The organism is Vibrio injensis, from assembly GCF_001895205.1.
Taxonomy (GTDB): Bacteria; Pseudomonadota; Gammaproteobacteria; order Enterobacterales; family Vibrionaceae; genus Vibrio; species Vibrio injensis.
In genome coordinates this window covers 218,092-236,599 of record NZ_BDJF01000011.1, presented here as the reverse complement: position 1 = coordinate 236,599, position 18,508 = coordinate 218,092, and the positions used below count along the sequence as shown (strand labels likewise).

Sequence of the window (18,508 nt, the reverse complement as noted above, 5' to 3'; positions counted from 1 at the left end):
CATTTTACCGTTTTTATTGATGTAGTGAAAGTAAATGCCATTATTCAGTCATGATGGGGGCTTTTAACTGGGGGTACCCAAGCGGTTTGGCGTTGTAGTGTGGAGGGCTAGATTGAGTTTATTGAAGCTGGCTGCCTATTTAGACTGAAAGGGATTTCTTGTTTTCCGTCTCGCGGTAAGGCTTTGATAACTAACGATGAAAAAGTTGCGGATTGGAGTTATCCGCAACGTGATTATGCTTGATTAGTAGAGAGTTAGATACCTAGTTCATCTAATAGGTCTGAAGATAGGTCATTATCGACTTGACTGTTTTTGGTTTTATTGGCCATTTTTTGTTGTGTGTCTGCAAGAATAGAATCAGGACTTTCGTCTTCTTGAATTTCAAAATCTTCCAATTGGATAAACTCAGTACGATCCATCGCAAGTTCTAGATAGAAGATATTGTTGTTTTCGGTAGAGAAAGTCACGCGGCGTGCTTGTGGGCGATCTAAGTTGGTGTCTACTGATAAATTGACTTGTTTGTTCAGCGATAACATTTTTGGTTGGTTTTGGGTGATGTTGGTTTGTAACTCTTTGCGCACTTTATTGGTGAAATCACCCACCAGCTGGTTCATCAGCTCACCGAGTACATCGCCAACTTCGTCAGAAGTATGTAATACCGCGAGTTCATCTTCTGGCATGCCCATGTTGCGCATGTATTGGGTATACACTTCTAAAGCGGCTTTGGCGGTAAAGTTAATTACGACCAAACCAGAAAACCCGCCATCAAATAACACAAAACAACCGAAATCGGGCTTGAGGGACGTTTTGGTGATTTTTTGCACCATGGCTGAGTAGGTGATCTGTGAGCCTGTGGCTGAAGAAAGAACCGTTGAAACCGATTGGCAAAGTTTCAAAAGAATATCTTCTGTGGTAACGACTTTATTTTTTTTCATATCTAGGTCCATGAATGTGTCAGGGCTAAGTGGTTAATCAGTGACCGCTTAGGAAAATGGGTGACGAAAATGTCCATGTGTTTACTTAACGATAGCTGGATTTGGCAGTCATTCAACTCTTTCGTTATCTAAAAAATGGCTTAACGCTATTGTTGTTAAGATTCTGATTTGATCACTGATTTAAATGTTGTAAAGTGATCAAATTCAAAAAATAAATCAAAATTCACCCATTACGTAGCGCTGATTGGATCAGCGTAGTTCGGGCAGGAAGCAAATGTTACCAAGACTTCACCTCCAATCTGATGTTGATCCGGTTGTTTTAACTTTTTTACACGAATTAAAAACAGCTGGATTTACGGGCGATATCGAAACACAGTATGCCAGTCGCTTAGCTGTGTCTACTGATAACAGTGTTTATCAGCAGCTTCCACAAGCGGTTGTTCATCCTAAAACCAGCCACGATGTTTCTCTTATTGGCCAGTTAAGTATTAAACCAGAATTTGAACGTGTCACGTTTTCTCCGCGTGGAGGCGGCACTGGCACCAATGGTCAAGCCTTAACCAAAGGGATTGTAGTTGACTTATCTCGCCATATGAATCAAATCCTTGAAATTAATTCAGAGCAAGGTTGGGTTAGGGTTCAGGCTGGTGTGATTAAAGATCAACTGAATGATGCGGTGCGCCCTTATGGCTATTTTTTCTCCCCGGATCTCTCGACCAGTAACCGAGCTACATTGGGTGGTATGATTAATACCGATGCTTCAGGCCAAGGTTCACTGAAATACGGTAAAACCTCCGATCACGTACTTTCGCTGCAAGCGGTATTTGCCGATGGGTCAATATTAGAAACTGACGGCTCACGGGGCAACCCGCAAGTCAATAGCTACGCTGAAAGAGCCATGCAAGTTACCGAAGCCGTCTGCCGTAACCAGCGAGAGCAGATAGTTGCCAAGTTTCCGCCTTTAAACCGTTTCTTGACCGGTTATGATTTAAAAAATGCCCTTGATGAACAAACGGGGGAATTTAATATCACTCGTGTGCTGTGCGGCGCTGAAGGTTCATTGGCTTTTATTACCGAAGCGAAACTTAACCTCACACCAATTCCTAAAGCGCGCACGTTAGTCAATATCAAATATGACAGTTTTGACTCGGCATTACGTAATGCGCCGCTAATGATTGAAGCCAATGCACTATCGGTTGAGACGCTAGATTCAAACGTGCTTAATTTAGCTAAGCAAGATATTGTTTGGCACAGCGTCAGTGATTTATTGACCGATGTTCCGGGCAAGGAATTACTTGGCATCAATATGGTTGAATATGCAGACCAAGACCCAGAGCAGGTAAAACAATTAGTCACGCAATTGACCCAGCGTTTAGATGTGATGATCAGCCAGCAACAAGCGGGGATTATTGGTTATCAAGTGTGTGATGATTTAGCCAGCATTAACCGTATTTATACCATGCGTAAAAAAGCGGTGGGTTTATTGGGCGCGGCCAAAGGACGAGCTAAACCGGTTCCATTTACCGAAGATACTTGTGTACCACCGGAGCACTTGGCGGATTTTATTAGTGAATTTCGTGCGCTGCTTGATGAAAAAGGTCTCAGTTACGGTATGTTTGGTCATGTGGATGCGGGGGTATTGCATGTGCGTCCCGCGCTTGATTTATGCGATCCCAAGCAAGAATTGATGATGCATGAGATCTCTGATCAAGTCGTTAAGTTAGTGGCCAAATACGGCGGTTTAATGTGGGGGGAACACGGTAAAGGCTATCGATCTGAATATGGACCTGAGTTTTTCGGAGCCGAACTCTTTACCGAATTACGCCGAGTAAAAGCGGCGTTTGACCCGCACAATAAGATGAATCCCGGTAAGATTTGTACGCCGCTTAATAGCAGTTTTGAGTTGGTTAAAGTATCGGATACCAAGCGTGGCTATTTTGATCGGCAGATTGACGTTAAAGTCCGTGATAGCTTTAAGCAAGCGATGGAATGTAACGGCAATGGGCTATGTTTTAACTACGATACCAGCTCTCCGATGTGTCCATCGATGAAGGTCACTGCCGACCGTCGTCATTCACCGAAAGGTCGAGCGGGTTTAGTGCGTGAATGGTTGCGCCAACTGACTGAGCAAGGGATTGATATCCTCGATTTAGAGCAACAAGCTTTGCAGAAAACAGCCAGTGTTAAAACGCTACTGGATCGCGTTCGGCAGCGTATTCGTCCCTCCCATGAGTATGATTTCTCTCATGAAGTGTATGAAGCGATGAATGGTTGTTTAGCTTGTAAGGCTTGCGCTAGTCAATGTCCAATTAAAGTAGATGTGCCGAGTTTTCGTTCCCGTTTCTTAAATATTTATCACACGCGCTATCCACGTCCGGTTAAAGATTACTTAGTCGCGAACATTGAAACCATGTTACCGCTGATGGCGAAAGCGCCACAAATGGTTAATGCGGTTATTGGTCAACCATGGGTTGAGCGCTTAACGGCGGCGACAGTCGGTTATGTCGATACCCCCCGATTATCTATCCCGACCTTAGCGGCACGCGCTCGTCGCCATAATATTGTGCCGTTTGATCGCCAACAATTGATGGCGCTTTCTCAGCAACAGCGCTCTGAACATGTGATTATCGTACAAGACCCGTTCACCAGTTATTATGATGCGCAGGTGGTGGAAGATTTTATCGCTCTGGTCATTAAGCTGGGTAAAAAACCCATCTTGCTGCCGTTTAAGCCCAACGGTAAAGCGCAACATATTAAGGGTTTTTTACAGCGCTTTAAGAGTACAGCAACCAGTACGGCTGGATTTTTATCGCAAGTCGCGGATCTTAATATTGCTATGGTTGGGGTTGATCCAGCTCTGGTGCTTTGTTATCGCGATGAATACGTGGAAATTTTGGGCCAACAACGGGGTGAGTTCGAGGTGCTTACTGCACATGAATGGTTATTGCCACGTTTGGCTGAGATACCATCACCAGCCAACGTTACTCAAGCGAATATTGATCAAGGACAGGCACCACAAGCGCCTTGGTATTTATTGGCGCATTGTACCGAAAAAACCAAGTTACCTAATGCTGAAAAAGAGTGGGGACAGATCTTCAGTCATTTTGGTGCCAAGTTGCAGACCGTACCTGTAGGTTGCTGTGGTATGGCGGGTACCTTTGGTCATGAAGTCGATAAGCTACAGATGTCGAAAGATATTTATGGCTTAAGCTGGCAGCCAAGTTTGGATAAACTTCCTAAAGAACGCTGTTTGATGACGGGTTATTCTTGTCGTAGCCAAGTGAAACGCTTTGAGGAAATCCAGCCAAGGCATCCTATCCAAGCTTTATTAGAGATTTTGTAACTAACGCTAACGGTCATCTTCGGATGGCCGTTTAACTGATGAGGAGGGGAGTTATGCGTTATTTGGAACTGAAAATTCCACCGGTGGCATTGTTTATCGTGGCAGTGGTACTTTGTAATCGGTTAGCTCATCTATTTAGTTTTGCCGATCTTGCGCTTCCATATACTAAGCTCATCTTTGTCTTGTGCGTTATGTTATCGGGAGTGGTCGGTATTTCTGCCGTTGTACAATTTCGTCGTGCAAATACTACGGTCAATCCAACCAAACCGGACCAAGCTTCGACTGTTGTCGATTCAGGGATCTTTAACTACAGCCGTAATCCTATGTATTTAGCATTACTGTTGCTATTGATTGGCATCGCTTATTGGCATCACAACATAGTGAGTTTATTGGTCGTGATTGGGTTTGTTGGTTATATGAATCGGTTTCAGATCCAGCCTGAGGAGCGAGTATTAGAGCGGGTGTTTGGTGAGCGTTATACCCATTATAAAGCGCGAGTTAGGCGTTGGATATAGCTCCACCGATAACGGCGGAGCGGAAATGATTAGGCAGCTTGTGATAACTCAGCCAGAAAACGCACTTTGCGGTCGTTAAAGCGCTGCACTAAATCATCAATATCGGCTTGATTATAAGGCTTTAATCCACTGGCAACCATACGTTTGATGCCTTTACCGACTAATTGGCCTTGATCTTTAAAGGTAAAATTCAAGGTCACGACGCCTCGTTTACCATCCACCTCGAAGGTTGCGCCACTAAATTCAACTTCTGGATGACTAAGATCCAACCGCTCAAATTCCACTTCCATACTTTCATAAATCACCAATGGACGCTGGCAGTTGATCATCACTTGTTGCTGCTCCATCAGTGGCACCATAATATGAGGAAAGTTCATACCGGAAAACTGGACATAACTTTTTATCACATGCTCAATAAACACGGCATCGTGGGAAACTTCTCCCTCGCGTTGCATTAATAAATATTCTTTACCAGATTCATCCACCAACGCACTCATTTGGCTGCATTGATTTTCAACATGCAGCGCAATGCCATCACTGACCATGCCGGAGAAAGTAAAGCGCATTTTTTGGCTAATACCGTTCTTTTTCAAAAGCACTGCAAACAGCAGATCGCCGGGGACACAAAAACGCTTACTGTCTTCGTCGTGGATCGGATTGAAATCACCAGCCACTTTTTTAGCAAAATGGCTCGCTTGTTGGCGAGTAAATTGAAATTGATGTTCAGCAGATGAAAAATAAGGTTTAAGCAGCATAATCAACACTTGTTCATAAAAACTGTTGCCGATTATAGCCCCAAGAAAAGTTTTAATGGTCCAATCAGTGTTAAATTGTTCACAATTTGTGCCTTTTAACCAAAAGAAAGGTTTTTTAGCTTATAAAACAGCACTTTTTTAGCTAAAACCGTGATCGTGATTAAAAGCTTCACGTAGTTAATATCACGATAACTTAGCGATCAATAGTCATGACAAGTCATCAAAAGCCCTTTTTACCTGAAAAACTCTGTGTAGTGTGTAAGCGCCCCTTTCGTTGGCGGAAGAAATGGCAACGTTGTTGGGACGAAGTGAACTATTGTTCAGAGCGTTGTCGTCGTCAGCGGGGTAAAGCATGATCAGCCCTCCAGCCATCAACATTGTTTGGTTCAAGCGTGATTTACGTTTAAGTGATCATCCCCCCTTGTGCGCTGCATTAGAGAGTGGAATACCGACGCTGTTGGTGTATTTCTTTGAACCCATGCTGCTCAATGATCGTCATTATTCTGAGCGACATTGGCGTTTTGTCTGGCAATCACTACAAGATATCAATCAAAAGCTCGCTCGATTTGGTCATCAGATACTGATTGCTAACGTCTCAGCTGAGCAAGGTTTGGCGACACTAGCGACACACTTTTCTATTCAAGGTCTTTATTCTCATCAGGAAGTTGGTCTTGCTAATACTTTCGAACGTGATATCGCTATTCAGCATTGGTGTACAGAGCAGGGGATAACTTGGCATCAAAGTGCTTATGGCGCCGTACGCCGCGCGGCAACTCACCGTCAAGGTTGGGATAAGCACTGGCAAGCGATTATGCGAGCACCATTGGCAATGCCTAATTTAACCGCACAGAGGCTAATTTCTGTTTGTGCTACCGATTTAGGTTTGGATAACAATGTACCATCAGCTTGGCGACGTAAAGAGAAAGGTTTTCAAACGGGCGGTGAGACACTGGCTAAACAGACCTTAGACGATTTCTTTCAGCGCCGAGCAAAAAATTATTATTTCCAGCTATCGAGTCCATCACTGGCTCGTGTGTCATGTTCACGTATGTCCCCTTATCTTGCATGGGGCAACATCTCATTGCGCGAGATGTATCAAACGCTACTCAGTTATTGGAACACTGCTGGGTTAAGGCGGAGTCTAATTGCGTTAGCTTCACGGTTACACTGGCATTGCCATTTTATACAGAAATTTGAATCGGAATGTGAGATGGAGTTTCGCTGCGTAAACCGTGCTTATGAGGCGCTTCTGGCGCAAGCGTGTCAGCCAGATACAGAAGTTATTGAAGCTTGGAAAAGCGGCCAAACCGGTATTCCGTTAGTCGATGCTTGTATGCGTTGTTTGTATCATACCGGTTATTTAAACTTTCGTATGCGCGCCATGTTGGTGAGTGTGTTGACTCATCATATGAATCAAGATTGGCGTGCGGGAGTTGAGCATTTAGCACAACTCTTTTTAGATTTTGAACCTGGTATTCATTATGCTCAATTTCAAATGCAGGCAGGGGTGACTGGGATCAATACCATTCGAATTTATAATCCTCTCAAACAAGCTCAAGAGCATGACGCGCAAGGTGTTTTTATTCGGCAGTGGGTGCCTGAACTGGCAGAAGTACCACTATCTTTGCTGTTTGAACCATGGCAAATGAGTCCGATGGAAGCCATGATGTATCAATTGCCCGCCGATAGTCGCTATTTAAACCCTGTGATTGATGTGGCAACTCGCGCTAAGCAAGCGCGAGATAGGTTATGGACATGGCGTAAACGAGAGGATGTTAATCGTGAAGCTCAGCGTATTCTTGCCATTCACGCGCGGATGAATATGAGGTAATGGGGATTTTTGTACAAAGACGGGGGCTGGGTTAGCTAAATGTATAGTACGTATTTGTTCAGTTTTCTGATCTTTGACCAAATTTTGACGGTATTCCAGTTACTAGGTGTATTATTTTTTGGATAATCTGGTATCGAAACTGACCCGAACATTTGGTCGCAGACCAAGCAAATACATTGCTTGATCTGCATTGACAGTGAGCAACTGAGTCTCTGCTATTTGAGTATTGCTTAGCAAAGATGCTTAGACACTCATCACTCCATAATTAGAGAAGGCTTTTAAAATTCGGCCATTTTCTCGCCCCAGCGCAGACCGCATGTAGACTTGAGCTAAACTCTCAGCATCAATCGATACGAAACTAGGGAAATACTCCTGATAGGTTCCCAAAGATTCCGTTAATACCGTTGGGCTGACAATGTTAATCCTTTGCTTTGAGGGTAATTCAGCAACAACAGCAGAGACAAAATGTTCAAGCGCGCCATTAATGGTCGCCGCACTGACGCCATCCTTAATTGGAACATCGGCAATAATTCCACTAGTCAGAGTGATACTCCCTTCAGCGTTAAGATAACGACTGCCAATTTGTGTTAACTGAATTTGCCCAAGCAGTTTGCTCTTGAAACCTTGGATCCAGTCATCATGTGTCAGCATGTCAAACGGCTTAAACGCGACTTCCCCCATGGTAGCAATAATGGCATCCACATTGCCTATTTGCGCAAAACCTTTCTGCAGTGATCCGACATCTCGAAGATCCATAAAAACATCACCTTGTGAACGATTGACCTCAATAACTTCATGCCCGTTATTTCTGAATAGTTTAACAACCCCTTGCCCAACTTTACCTGCAGATCCAACAATAACAACTTTCATCGTACACCTCTTAATTAATACAGAAACAATACTAGTATTAGTAAAAAGGCTAAAAAAGCGCTTAAAATAACTACATTGTTGTAAAAATGAATCCAATATATGAATCTCACCCATCTACAATCGTTCATGGCTGTCACGAAACTGAGTAGCTTTAGTGCTGCCGCAGAACAATTAGATATTTCCAAAGGACAGCTATCAAGGCATGTAAAATCGCTAGAGCAAGTGATGGGATGTCAGTTAATGCATAGAACAACTCGACGACTATCATTAACTGAAGCAGGCCAAGCTTTATATGAGAAAGCTTGTGAGATTGATAGCCTAGCTCATGAAGCCGAACAGATCATAAAAGATCTCACTCAAGATAATTGTGGAAAGCTAAAACTGACCGCACCCAACGAGTTGGGCAACAAATTACTTCCCCCCATGCTAGGTAAATTTCTCGCGGCTTATCCTCAAGTGAGATTGGAATTGTGTTTTGAAAGGTCTTTACAAGATATTGAGTTTGGTAGTTTTGATCTTGGCTTGCGTACTACACTCGCGCACAGCGACAATCTTATTGCCCGTTTTCTAGGTCGCATTCGCTATGTGTTAGTTGCATCCCCTGAGTATTTACAATCACAGTCGATCTTGCATCCCAATGAACTGCAAGCGCATCAACTGCTCTCTTCTGGTGAAAGTGAATGGCTTTTAACTCAACAACAGGATCAACTATGTGAAGTCGCCGTTGCTCCCATAGTGAGAAGTTCAAACTATGCCACCACTCATTTATTAACTTTAAGTGGGCTTGGTATCGCAATGCTGCCGTTCTACCTAGTAGAAGAAGAGGTGGAAAAGCGCAATTTAATCGTCCTTTTACCACAGTGGCAAATCGCACCTTATGAACTTTACATGGTATATGCTAAGCAAAGGTTATACCCCAAAAAGTTACGAGATTTGCAGGAGACTATTTTTCAATGGTTTCAAGATAACCCTAATTATCTGATCCAGTAAAAAGTGTTGACTAGAGAACGCTTTTTATATCGTTACTTGGCAAAATTAATGATAGGACACTAAGTTATTATATGCATTAATCGTTCCTTTTTTCGTCGCGCATGGGTCGATTTGATGAATAACAGAGTTATTCGATGCATACCCACAAATATTATCCCTTGAATTTCTAGAATTTGCAGTCATTAGCTTGGAGTGAGTTGGGCACTTTATGCCTTGTTAATGATTTATTCAGGTATGTAGAAAGTTATAGTTATTTTGCAGTATGCACATAACTACAGCTACACTGAAATCACATGAGCATATGATGTTTACTGCACAGCTATCTTCGAAACCAACAGTGGATGGTCGTGTTTTTACTGACAGTGCAAGAAATTGCGCGAGCCAAAAAGGATCTCGAGAATGTCCTCTCAAAATATGAATAGATTTGATTTTATTTTCGACAAAAAAAATGCCATGGTTTTGGTGCTTGCTACCTTTATTGGGGGCTTTATTAGTTCTCTCGTAAAATCAGGTACTGAGGCTAATATGCCGCCACGTATAGCGGGTGAAATATCGCCGCCTGCCGCGAATATTGATGCTTGGTTAGGATGGCTAGGAGTAAACTCTCATTCGCTGGATTATGTTTATCAAGGCATTACTATCCCTGGTGCGGTTATGCTTTATCACTGGCTATTTAGTTTTGCTTTTGCCTTTGTTTATATTTTTATCTCAGCCATAGTACCCAAGATAAGACTTTGGTACGGGATGGCGTACGGAATTATAATTACCTTAGTTATGCATGGCCTATTGATCCCAGCATTAGGTTTTCGACATCCTGCGTATCTTGACGGGCAAGTAGGATGGTTATGGAATCTTAATGGTTATGAGTTTTGGAGCGAAATGATCGGCCATGTTTGCTGGTCTGTTTCGATTGAGGTGAGCCTTATTGCCGTCTTAGCGCTGCTTGGAAAACCGATAATAGGTAATTGGGCGAAGTAGGTTGTTTATAATGGCGGACATTTTATAAGCTAATCGAATGCAAGCTGCGCTGATATAACACAGGGATTGATCTGCCGATCAATCCCTGTGTAAGTGGGTTACCTATGATTATCACATGGTTACATGATGAGTAACACTTGGCAGCAGTCCTTCAGGCATTAAACTATTATGCACCGCTTGTTTAAGTAACTCGTTCGCTTGTTGTATATCTGGTGCAAAGTAGCGGTCTTTATCATAAAACGGCACCTTGGCGCGTAATATCTGCTTGGCCAATTCAATACGTTCAGAAGAACGATGCGGCGCGCGAAAATCTAATCCTTGCGCAGCTGAGAGATATTCGACCGCCAAAATACCACGGGTATTTTCTGCCATATCACGCAGTCTTCTGGCGGCAAAGGTTGCCATGGAGACGTGATCTTCTTGATTCGCTGAAGTGGGTAAACTGTCAATCGAGGCAGGATGCGCATAGGTTTTATTTTCACTCGCTAGTGCGGCTGCGGTCACTTGGGCAATCATAAACCCTGAGTTAACGCCGCCATTATCGACCAAAAAGGGCGGTAATTTACTCAGCGCACTATCAATCAACAGCGCCATGCGCCTTTCTGACAAGCTACCGATTTCGGCGATGGCTAAAGCGAGGTTATCGGCCGCCATTGCCACTGGCTCGGCATGAAAGTTACCGCCAGAGATAATATCGCCATCATCAGCAAACACCAGAGGATTATCAGACACCGCATTCGCTTCAACGCACAGCACTTCCGCAGTTTGGCGAATTTGCTGTAAACATGCTCCCATTACTTGTGGTTGGCAGCGTAGCGAGTAGGGGTCTTGCACCTTTTCGCAGCCTGAATGTGAATCGCCAATTTCACTGCGGCTATCAAGTAGATGACGATAGGCGGCGGCAGCATCCATTTGGGTACGATGACCACGCACGCGATGTATGCGTGGGTCGAATGGCTTACGGCTGCCTAACGCCGCCTCGACGGACATGGCGCCGCAGACGGTTGCCGAGGCGAACAGATCTTCGGCCATAAATAAACCCTGCAGCGCGAAAGCTGTTGAGGCCTGAGTGCCATTGAGCAGCGCCAGTCCTTCTTTAGGTGCCAAAGTAATCGGTGATAGACCAGCAATGCGCAGTGCCTGAGCACCGTCAATGATCTCCCCTTGATAACGTGCCTGTCCCTCACCGAGCAATACGGTGCTCATGTGGGCGAGAGGAGCTAGGTCACCTGAAGCTCCCACCGAGCCTTTTTGCGGTACGCAGGGGTAGACTTGATGGTTAACTAAAGTGATTAAAGCTTCAATAACCGACAAACGTATGCCTGAGAAGCCGCGTGCTAAGCTGTTAATTTTTAACACCATCATTAAACGCACGGTGTCATCATCCATCCATGCGCCAATGCCAGCAGCGTGGGAAAGGACAATACTTTTTTGCAGCGTTTCTAGATCTTCAGGGGCGATTTTGGTGTTAGCCAATAGGCCAAAACCGGTATTGATCCCGTACACGGTTCGGCCTTCTGTGATCACTTGCTCGACCACTTTGGTACTTTGTTCAATCGCCGGGACAGCACTGGGATCTAAACTCAAGCAGACAGGGGATGAGTTAATTTGGCGTAGCTGGCTCAACGTCATCTCGCCGGGAGTAATGGTTAAGTGATGCATGGGTTATCCTTATTATTTTAATTGAGCCAACTCTGCGTTAAGCATAGGTAAATCGAGTTTTTGTTCCGCCGCGCAGCGCTTGGCGATGTCGTAGCCAGCATCAGCATGACGCATTACGCCGGTAGCAGGATCGTTATGCAGCACCCGGGCAATGCGCTCGGCCGCATCGTCACTGCCATCACAACAGATCACCATTCCTGAGTGCTGTGAAAAGCCCATACCCACGCCGCCACCATGATGAAGAGAAACCCAAGTCGCACCGCTGGCCGTATTGAGTAGTGCATTCAATAATGGCCAATCAGAGACGGCATCAGAGCCATCAAGCATCGCTTCGGTCTCTCGGTTAGGGCTTGCCACTGAACCAGAATCTAAATGATCACGACCAATAACGATGGGCGCTTTTAGCTCGCCATTTTTGACCATTTCATTAAATGCGAGTCCAAGCCGTTGACGGTCTTTTAAACCCACCCAGCAGATACGCGCGGGTAGCCCTTGAAATTGGATGCGCTCACGAGCCATATCGAGCCAATTATGTAAGTGAGGATTGTCAGGAATGAGTTCTTTAACTTTTTGATCGGTTTTATAAATATCTTCCGGATCGCCCGATAAAGCCGCCCAGCGAAATGGTCCGATGCCTTCACAAAATAAGGGACGAATATAAGCAGGAACGAAACCGGGGAAGTCGAACGCATTAGCTACGCCTTCTTCTAAAGCCATCTGCCGAATGTTATTTCCATAATCTAAGGTCGCCGCACCACGTTGCTGCAAGGTGAGCATGGCTCGTACTTGAGTGGCCATCGAAGCTTTAGCGGCTGCCGTGACTTTAGCTTCATCTTCTAAACGACGCTGCGCGGCTTGCTCCATCGTCCAGCCTTGCGGTAAATAACCATTGAGTGGGTCATGAGCTGAAGTTTGATCGGTCACCACATCGGGCGTGATATTACGCTCAACTAACTGCGGGAAAATATCCGCGGCATTACCTAATAAACCGGCCGAGACGGGCGTCTCTGATTCATAAATAATGGCTAACGCTTCATCTAAGCTAGTGGCTTTTTTATCGACATAGCCAGTACGTAGACGATAATCAATGCGTGATTCATCGCATTCAACGGCGATCATTGAAAATCCTGCCATGGTAGCTGCGAGTGGCTGAGCACCGCCCATACCACCGAGTCCACCGGTTAAGATCCAACGCCCTTTGGCTTGACCATCAAAATGTTGTTTGGCAACCGAGACAAAGGTTTCGTAAGTGCCTTGGACAATGCCTTGTGAACCAATATAAATCCATGAGCCAGCGGTCATTTGCCCATACATCATCAGTCCTTGTTTATCGAGCTGATTAAAATGCTCCCAATTCGCCCAATGAGGGACTAAGTTTGAATTAGCAATCAACACTCGTGGTGCGTTTTTATGGGTTGGGAACACCGCCACTGGTTTGCCCGATTGAATTAACAGCGTTTGATCTTCTTCAAGACGCTCTAATACCTCGACGATTTTATCGAAACATTGCCAGTTGCGCGCCGCGCGGCCAATACCACCGTATACCACTAATGCATGAGGATGTTCGGCAACCTCAGGATCTAAGTTATTCATTAACATGCGTAGTGGTGCTTCGGTCAACCAAGATTTCGCGCGCAGAGTCGTGCCGTGCGGAGCACGAATAGTACGAGTGGTATCTAAACGAGTATCGTTATTGGGTGGTTGTGACATGGTGTTGCTCCTTATTCATGGTTCCGTTTACGGGTCAAACCCTTTTTATCATCGAGGATAGATGAATGACCCACTCAGCCTGTGTTGGGGCCGATAATGAGTGAGTCGTTTGATTGAACTTTAAATATTATCAGAAGGAGAGTTAGCACTCTGAACTTCAACCGATGATGTGGTAGCGTGTTGCTGATCTTGGTACTCAGTCATAGCACTGGCGATTTCCCAACACAGACGAGCAGCAAGTCGCGCCGTTTGATTATCGATATCATGGCTCGGGTTATATTCAGCCAGATCGGCAATCAGCAGTTTACTGATATGGTGTTGCAATAGATGATCGAAGTAGAGATGGAAATTATCTAAGCTAACACCTTGGGCGGCAGGAGCGCTGACACCGGGGGCGGTCGCCGCTGGAAAGACATCGAGATCAATGGTTAAGTAGAGATAATCACAATCGGCGATAAATGCATCCATTTTCTCGATTAACGCAGCATGATTGCGCTCGTTCAGGGTTTTATCATCGACATACCAAACACCAAGCTGATCGGCACGCTGGAATAGAGCGGTCGTATTGTTCGCGCGGCTGACACCTAAGCAGGCGTAATGAAAATCCCAGCCGATTTGTTGGCAGTGATCAGCGATTTGCATAAACGGGGTGCCAGAGCTGGGCTTGATAGATATCTTCTCACTGCTAAAGGATCTGAGATCAAAGTGAGCATCAAAATTGATGATCGCGATCTTTGGCGTTTTCATGCCTTGTTTGAGTAAATGTTTGCCCAACCCTTGAAAACTCGCCCACGCCACTTCGTGACCACCGCCAAGCACAATCACTGGTGAGTGTTCTAAACCGTCAGCAATTAACTGCGCACAACGGAGTTGGGATTGCTCTAAGTCATCATCATGGCAGTGAATATTGCCCAAATCGCATAACGAGCTGGTATGGTGCCAGGCTAAATTGGCTAATGCTTGTTTAATTAAATTCGGTGCATGTTTTGCGCCGATCCGCCCTTTATTACGCTCAACACCGGCATCACATTCAAAACCAACCAATGCAACGCTATGAGAGGCCTCGGTTAATTCATCAAGGTGTTTTATTTGCATGACATGGTGGACTCGCTTACCAAGTTCACCATCTTCAACATCATCACGACCCTGCCACTGATAAAGATGGGAAGGGGAAACGGAATTAGTCATGACAGGGCTCTCCATCAACCATACGGGCTTGTAAATAAGGGATACCAACTTGATAACTCAATTCGGCAGGATGATTAAGTGACCAGAAGGCCAAATCGGCATCATAGCCGACTGCAATTTGGCCACGGCTTGCCGCGACACCAAGAGCTTGTGCTGCATGCGTGGTAACGCCACGCAGCGCTTCTTGCGGGGTTAAGCCAAACAAAGTGCAAGCCATGTTCATCATTAAGGTCAGGTCGGCAAAGGGTGAAGTGCCAGGATTGATATCGGTAGCAATCGCCATGGGTACTTGATAGCGGCGCAACCATTCGATGGGGGGCTTACGGGTTTCGCGTAAAAAATAAAACGCGCCGGGCAGCAAAGTCGCGACGGTCGTTGATTGTGCTAATGCTTGTACTCCAGCTTCATCGAGATACTCAATGTGATCGACCGATAGCCCGTTATAGCGCGCCGTTAAAGCGCTACCACCGAGGTTGGACAACTGTTCTGTATGGCCTTTAATCGCTAAACCATGCTCAATGGCACACTGAAATACTTGCTCAGCTTGCTTAAGATTAAAGCCTACCGACTCACAAAACACATCGACACTGCTTGCCAATTGCTGCTCTGCCACTTGTGGAATGATAGTTTGACAAATGAAATCAACATAACTATCGGCTTTACCGGCAAACTCAGGTGGTACGGCATGGGCAGCAAGTAGGGTGGTGGTGATTTTCACTCGGCGGTGGGCTTCCAACGCTTTCGCGGCTTTGAGCATTTTAATTTCATCATCAAGCGTCAGCCCATAGCCAGATTTGATCTCTACACTGGTGATCCCGCTGCGTAATAAACCATCTAAGCGAGGCAGTGCTAACTCGGTTAATTGCTCTTGTGAGGCTTGGCGCGTCGCTTGCACCGTTGCCATGATTCCGCCTCCTTGGGCGGCAATCGTCTGATAAGAAATGCCATTTAAGCGTTGTTCGAACTCGTTGGCTCGTTGACCTGCATAGATAAGGTGCGTATGGCAATCAATCAGTCCCGGAGTGACTAACTGGCCTTGGCAATTGGTTCGCTGTGGATGGTCGGCGAAGGTGTTTGTGGTGATGTCGGCAATTTTTCCGTCACGGATGACAATTGAAAGCGGCTCACTGGGTTGATAGCCGATATCACCAGCTTGCATACTCACTATACGCGCATTGGTTAAGACGTGTTCCATTTCCCCTACTTAGCGAGCCAGAGGCTCGCGATGATACCGACTTCCTTGCTACTTGAAGCTGCAGCGACATTGGCTACGTTCGTTCATCTCAATTCAATCGCTGAGTTTTCGACTGTTTGAGGACGATTTTTCCAAACAGGTAACATTAGGTCGTTAAGGATGATTTAATGTATATACAATTAATAGGGTTAACAGATGATGAATGCAATAGTTATGTTACGAAAATGTGATCAGGTCTGTGGTTGTGGATAGACAATTTTCGAGCTCAATTTGTACTTACTGGCCGGATGATAGAGCTGAGCGAAGCTAACTAAATGCTCACCACTCCAAGTTCGGCGATTAAGCAGCAAGCAAGGTTCGTTAGCTTTGAGTAGCAGCGCTTCGCTGATTGGCTTGTCGGCGATCAAAGCTTCGACCGTATGCTCAATAGCACTGAGCGGGCAGGCCTCGGAAAGATATTGGTTAGGCGTAATATGAGTAAAGTCTTGTTGAAGGTAGTCAGGGGCATGCCTAGGGTTAACCCAGCGAACTTCAAGTTGTAATGGTTGGTCGTTCGCATAATGCAATATTTCACTATAAAACAATGGAGTAGCCAGCATTACTCCCAGTTGAGTGGCAAGAGTTTCATCGGCAATTAAAGATTGATGAGCGCGAACTTTATTATGATAACGCTGACCTCGACTGACGATTTCCTCGGCAATGTTACGTATATCTAACAGTGGAGATTCGGCTTTTTCTGGTACGGCGCAGACAAAGGTGCCTAACCGTGGACGACGTTGCAAGCGGCCTTCGGATACTAAATCTCGAATCGCTTTATTGACCGTCATGCGACTGACAGAAAATTGCTCAGTTAATTCCAATTCGGTGCTGATCCGTTCACCAACTGGCCATTGGCCGGATTCGATCTGGTGAATAATGTGCTGTTTAATTTGTTGGTACAGAGGTGAGGTTGGCATACAAATCCATTACATTTATTTATCTATACAAATGATTGATGAGCGAGCTAAAAAAAGCAAGTCTATTTGTTCGTATTTAGGCAGGAGATACGGCTATGCGCAAATTACTCGGGGTTGTAGATAGACGTGTAAATGAGTCAGCTATTTGTCTGGAACCCATTTGAACAGCCGTAGGCTTATCCGTTATAGTGTTAGCTCTTTATGTGCTAATAAGAGAGAAAAATATGCTCGCATCCTCGACCAGCATACCCACCGAAATGACTTTCTTTTCGCGGTTTGAAAACGATATTTTAACGGAGAAAAAAGTCATCACTATTCGCGATCACAGCGAGAAAGATTATCAGCCGGGTTCTATTGTTGAAGTGAGTACCTTAGAAGAAGGGCGTTGGTTTTGCCGTTTAAAGATCATCAATATTGAACCCATCCTGTTTGATGACTTAAATGAGTTTCATGCTCAGCAAGAAAATATGACTTTAACTGAATTAAAACAGGTGATCAGCGATATCTATCCAGGGATAGAAGAGTTGTATGTGATTCATTACCAACTAGTCGAATAACGATCTTTGGCTACTTAGCGGCCATGCTCAGTCGATTTTTCGGTTAGGATAAAAATAATGCCAACTCGTACTGAGTTGGCATTGTCGCTTAGTGGCTTAACCTAGATTAGTCGGCTAACAAAACGAATATTAGTCACGTTTCCAGCGAATATGACAAAACTTTTGTTCAGGATCTCGGCTCAGCAATAAACGTGCAAAAACGTCATCCAGTACGTCATTACTCTCATTGACCAAACCTATGCAAATTTCCGCATAGCGCTCTTTGTCGACGCTAAAGCCCACTTCCGCATCCCAATCATCACTAATATCAACCACCTCAGCTGCGCCGCGCTCATCAAACTGAGCGACGAACAGTAACACATCTGCCGGTTCAAGATTATCTTCCGCCATTTCTAAAAAAATGTCGTATGCGGTATCGATGGCTTCATCGTAAGAGAGTAAGTCTGTCATGTTTACGCTCGGTTCATGTATTTACGCTCAGCGGTATTGATCACAATGCGATCACCGTTAGCGATGTATTCAGGTACTTGTACCACTAGACCTGTGGCAAAGCGCGCTGGTTTAGTGCGTGAAGAAGCAGACGCTCCTTTGATTGATGGATCGGTTTCTTCAATCACCATCTCTACAGAAGACGGTAATTCGATGGCAACGGGTTTACCATCAACCAGTACCACTTGTAGACCTTGAATTTCTTCGGTGATAAACAGCAGTTCATCTTCGATATCGGCTTTTTTGAAGGTGAATTGTGAGTAATCTGCATTATCCATGAAGATATAGTCATCACCATCGACATAAGAGAAAGAAACATTGCGTTTGTTCATCTCTACCGTATCAAGAAAATCGTCAGATTTATAACGTTCGTCGACGCGAGCACCTGTGGTTAGGTCAGTACAACGTAGCTTGTAAATTTTAGAGCCACCACGGCCACCCGGAGTGGTCACTTCGATATCTTTGATTAACAATGTTTTGCCGTTAGAAACGATAGCAAAACCTTTTTTTAGTTCACTTGCCTTTGGCATGGAA

At 44.9% G+C, this 18,508-nt stretch carries 17 protein-coding genes; 7 read left to right on the top strand and 10 right to left on the bottom strand.

Annotated features, from left to right (window positions below):
• Window positions 1-254: 254 nt before the first annotated feature.
• Window positions 255-935: a DUF3334 family protein gene (locus BSR11_RS04395; RefSeq protein WP_072669252.1), complete on the bottom strand. Its 681-nt coding sequence runs from the start codon at window positions 933-935 to the stop codon at window positions 255-257.
• A gap of 274 nt (window positions 936-1,209) precedes the next feature.
• Here BSR11_RS04395 and ydiJ point away from each other — a divergent pair, with 274 nt between their 5' ends.
• The gene (ydiJ, locus tag BSR11_RS04390; RefSeq protein WP_072669251.1) at window positions 1,210-4,278 is read left to right on the top strand and encodes a D-2-hydroxyglutarate dehydrogenase YdiJ; all 3,069 of its coding nucleotides are present in this window, start codon (window positions 1,210-1,212) and stop codon (window positions 4,276-4,278) included.
• A 53-nt stretch (window positions 4,279-4,331) separates the two neighbouring features.
• A complete protein-coding gene (locus BSR11_RS04385) occupies window positions 4,332-4,793 on the top strand; it encodes a methyltransferase family protein (RefSeq protein ID WP_072669250.1) in 462 nt (153 codons plus the stop codon).
• A 29-nt stretch (window positions 4,794-4,822) separates the two neighbouring features.
• Here the strand turns inward: BSR11_RS04385 and BSR11_RS04380 are convergent, their stop codons facing one another.
• Window positions 4,823-5,548 carry a DUF3581 domain-containing protein gene (locus BSR11_RS04380; RefSeq protein WP_072669249.1) on the bottom strand — a complete coding sequence of 242 codons (726 nt, stop codon included), beginning with the start codon at window positions 5,546-5,548 and terminating at the stop codon, window positions 4,823-4,825.
• Window positions 5,549-5,757: 209 nt separating this feature from the next.
• On the opposite strand from BSR11_RS04380, the gene BSR11_RS04375 reads away from it, so the two are divergent.
• Window positions 5,758-5,904 (top strand): DUF2256 domain-containing protein, encoded by a 147-nt coding sequence (locus BSR11_RS04375; RefSeq protein ID WP_072669248.1) that lies wholly within the window; start codon window positions 5,758-5,760, stop codon window positions 5,902-5,904.
• Window positions 5,901-7,379, top strand: a complete 1,479-nt coding sequence (locus tag BSR11_RS04370) for an FAD-binding domain-containing protein (protein ID WP_072669247.1) — start codon at window positions 5,901-5,903, stop codon at window positions 7,377-7,379. The genes BSR11_RS04375 and BSR11_RS04370 overlap by 4 nt, the downstream gene beginning before the upstream one ends.
• A gap of 243 nt (window positions 7,380-7,622) precedes the next feature.
• On the opposite strand, the gene BSR11_RS04365 is transcribed toward BSR11_RS04370, so the two are convergent.
• Window positions 7,623-8,249, bottom strand: coding sequence for a short chain dehydrogenase (locus tag BSR11_RS04365; RefSeq protein ID WP_072669246.1), 627 nt, complete (start codon window positions 8,247-8,249; stop codon window positions 7,623-7,625).
• A gap of 99 nt (window positions 8,250-8,348) precedes the next feature.
• Between BSR11_RS04365 and BSR11_RS04360 the strand changes: the two genes are divergently transcribed.
• The gene (locus tag BSR11_RS04360) at window positions 8,349-9,239 is read left to right on the top strand and encodes a LysR family transcriptional regulator (protein WP_072669245.1); all 891 of its coding nucleotides are present in this window, start codon (window positions 8,349-8,351) and stop codon (window positions 9,237-9,239) included.
• A gap of 399 nt (window positions 9,240-9,638) precedes the next feature.
• Window positions 9,639-10,217, top strand: coding sequence for a YagU family protein (locus tag BSR11_RS04355; RefSeq protein WP_240004040.1), 579 nt, complete (start codon window positions 9,639-9,641; stop codon window positions 10,215-10,217).
• 111 nt (window positions 10,218-10,328) lie between these two features.
• Here the strand turns inward: BSR11_RS04355 and hutH are convergent, their stop codons facing one another.
• The 5 genes from hutH to hutC all read right to left on the bottom strand — a co-directional run bounded on the left by hutH (window position 10,329) and on the right by hutC (window position 16,928).
• Window positions 10,329-11,879 carry a histidine ammonia-lyase gene (gene hutH, locus BSR11_RS04350; RefSeq protein WP_072669244.1) on the bottom strand — a complete coding sequence of 517 codons (1,551 nt, stop codon included), beginning with the start codon at window positions 11,877-11,879 and terminating at the stop codon, window positions 10,329-10,331.
• A 12-nt stretch (window positions 11,880-11,891) separates the two neighbouring features.
• Complete coding sequence (gene hutU / locus BSR11_RS04345; RefSeq protein ID WP_072669243.1) at window positions 11,892-13,589, bottom strand: urocanate hydratase; 1,698 nt, start codon at window positions 13,587-13,589, stop codon at window positions 11,892-11,894.
• A gap of 120 nt (window positions 13,590-13,709) precedes the next feature.
• Window positions 13,710-14,777: a formimidoylglutamase gene (hutG, locus tag BSR11_RS04340; RefSeq protein ID WP_072669242.1), complete on the bottom strand. Its 1,068-nt coding sequence runs from the start codon at window positions 14,775-14,777 to the stop codon at window positions 13,710-13,712.
• Window positions 14,770-15,972, bottom strand: coding sequence for an imidazolonepropionase (gene hutI, locus BSR11_RS04335; RefSeq protein ID WP_072669241.1), 1,203 nt, complete (start codon window positions 15,970-15,972; stop codon window positions 14,770-14,772). The genes hutG and hutI overlap by 8 nt, the downstream gene beginning before the upstream one ends.
• 230 nt (window positions 15,973-16,202) lie before the next feature.
• Window positions 16,203-16,928 carry a histidine utilization transcriptional repressor HutC gene (hutC, locus tag BSR11_RS04330; protein ID WP_072669240.1) on the bottom strand — a complete coding sequence of 242 codons (726 nt, stop codon included), beginning with the start codon at window positions 16,926-16,928 and terminating at the stop codon, window positions 16,203-16,205.
• A gap of 257 nt (window positions 16,929-17,185) precedes the next feature.
• On the opposite strand from hutC, the gene yqfB reads away from it, so the two are divergent.
• A complete protein-coding gene (gene yqfB / locus BSR11_RS04325; RefSeq protein ID WP_072669368.1) occupies window positions 17,186-17,485 on the top strand; it encodes a N(4)-acetylcytidine aminohydrolase in 300 nt (99 codons plus the stop codon).
• A 129-nt stretch (window positions 17,486-17,614) separates the two neighbouring features.
• Here the strand turns inward: yqfB and BSR11_RS04320 are convergent, their stop codons facing one another.
• On the bottom strand, window positions 17,615-17,935 hold the full coding sequence (locus tag BSR11_RS04320) for an HI1450 family dsDNA-mimic protein (protein ID WP_004395430.1): 321 nt from the start codon (window positions 17,933-17,935) through the stop codon (window positions 17,615-17,617).
• A gap of 2 nt (window positions 17,936-17,937) precedes the next feature.
• Window positions 17,938-18,504, bottom strand: a complete 567-nt coding sequence (yeiP, locus tag BSR11_RS04315) for an elongation factor P-like protein YeiP (RefSeq protein WP_072669239.1) — start codon at window positions 18,502-18,504, stop codon at window positions 17,938-17,940.
• Window positions 18,505-18,508: the final 4 nt, after the last annotated feature.

Coding starts and splice junctions, on each gene's coding strand:
- BSR11_RS04395 (WP_072669252.1), bottom strand. CDS start 935: ATGAAAAAAAATAAAGTCGTTACCACAGAAGATATTCTTTTGAAACTT.
- ydiJ (WP_072669251.1), top strand. CDS start 1,210: ATGTTACCAAGACTTCACCTCCAATCTGATGTTGATCCGGTTGTTTTA.
- BSR11_RS04385 (WP_072669250.1), top strand. CDS start 4,332: ATGCGTTATTTGGAACTGAAAATTCCACCGGTGGCATTGTTTATCGTG.
- BSR11_RS04380 (WP_072669249.1), bottom strand. CDS start 5,548: ATGCTGCTTAAACCTTATTTTTCATCTGCTGAACATCAATTTCAATTT.
- BSR11_RS04375 (WP_072669248.1), top strand. CDS start 5,758: ATGACAAGTCATCAAAAGCCCTTTTTACCTGAAAAACTCTGTGTAGTG.
- BSR11_RS04370 (WP_072669247.1), top strand. CDS start 5,901: ATGATCAGCCCTCCAGCCATCAACATTGTTTGGTTCAAGCGTGATTTA.
- BSR11_RS04365 (WP_072669246.1), bottom strand. CDS start 8,249: ATGAAAGTTGTTATTGTTGGATCTGCAGGTAAAGTTGGGCAAGGGGTT.
- BSR11_RS04360 (WP_072669245.1), top strand. CDS start 8,349: ATGAATCTCACCCATCTACAATCGTTCATGGCTGTCACGAAACTGAGT.
- BSR11_RS04355 (WP_240004040.1), top strand. CDS start 9,639: ATGTCCTCTCAAAATATGAATAGATTTGATTTTATTTTCGACAAAAAA.
- hutH (WP_072669244.1), bottom strand. CDS start 11,879: ATGCATCACTTAACCATTACTCCCGGCGAGATGACGTTGAGCCAGCTA.
- hutU (WP_072669243.1), bottom strand. CDS start 13,589: ATGTCACAACCACCCAATAACGATACTCGTTTAGATACCACTCGTACT.
- hutG (WP_072669242.1), bottom strand. CDS start 14,777: ATGACTAATTCCGTTTCCCCTTCCCATCTTTATCAGTGGCAGGGTCGT.
- hutI (WP_072669241.1), bottom strand. CDS start 15,972: ATGGAACACGTCTTAACCAATGCGCGTATAGTGAGTATGCAAGCTGGT.
- hutC (WP_072669240.1), bottom strand. CDS start 16,928: ATGCCAACCTCACCTCTGTACCAACAAATTAAACAGCACATTATTCAC.
- yqfB (WP_072669368.1), top strand. CDS start 17,186: ATGACTTTCTTTTCGCGGTTTGAAAACGATATTTTAACGGAGAAAAAA.
- BSR11_RS04320 (WP_004395430.1), bottom strand. CDS start 17,935: ATGACAGACTTACTCTCTTACGATGAAGCCATCGATACCGCATACGAC.
- yeiP (WP_072669239.1), bottom strand. CDS start 18,504: ATGCCAAAGGCAAGTGAACTAAAAAAAGGTTTTGCTATCGTTTCTAAC.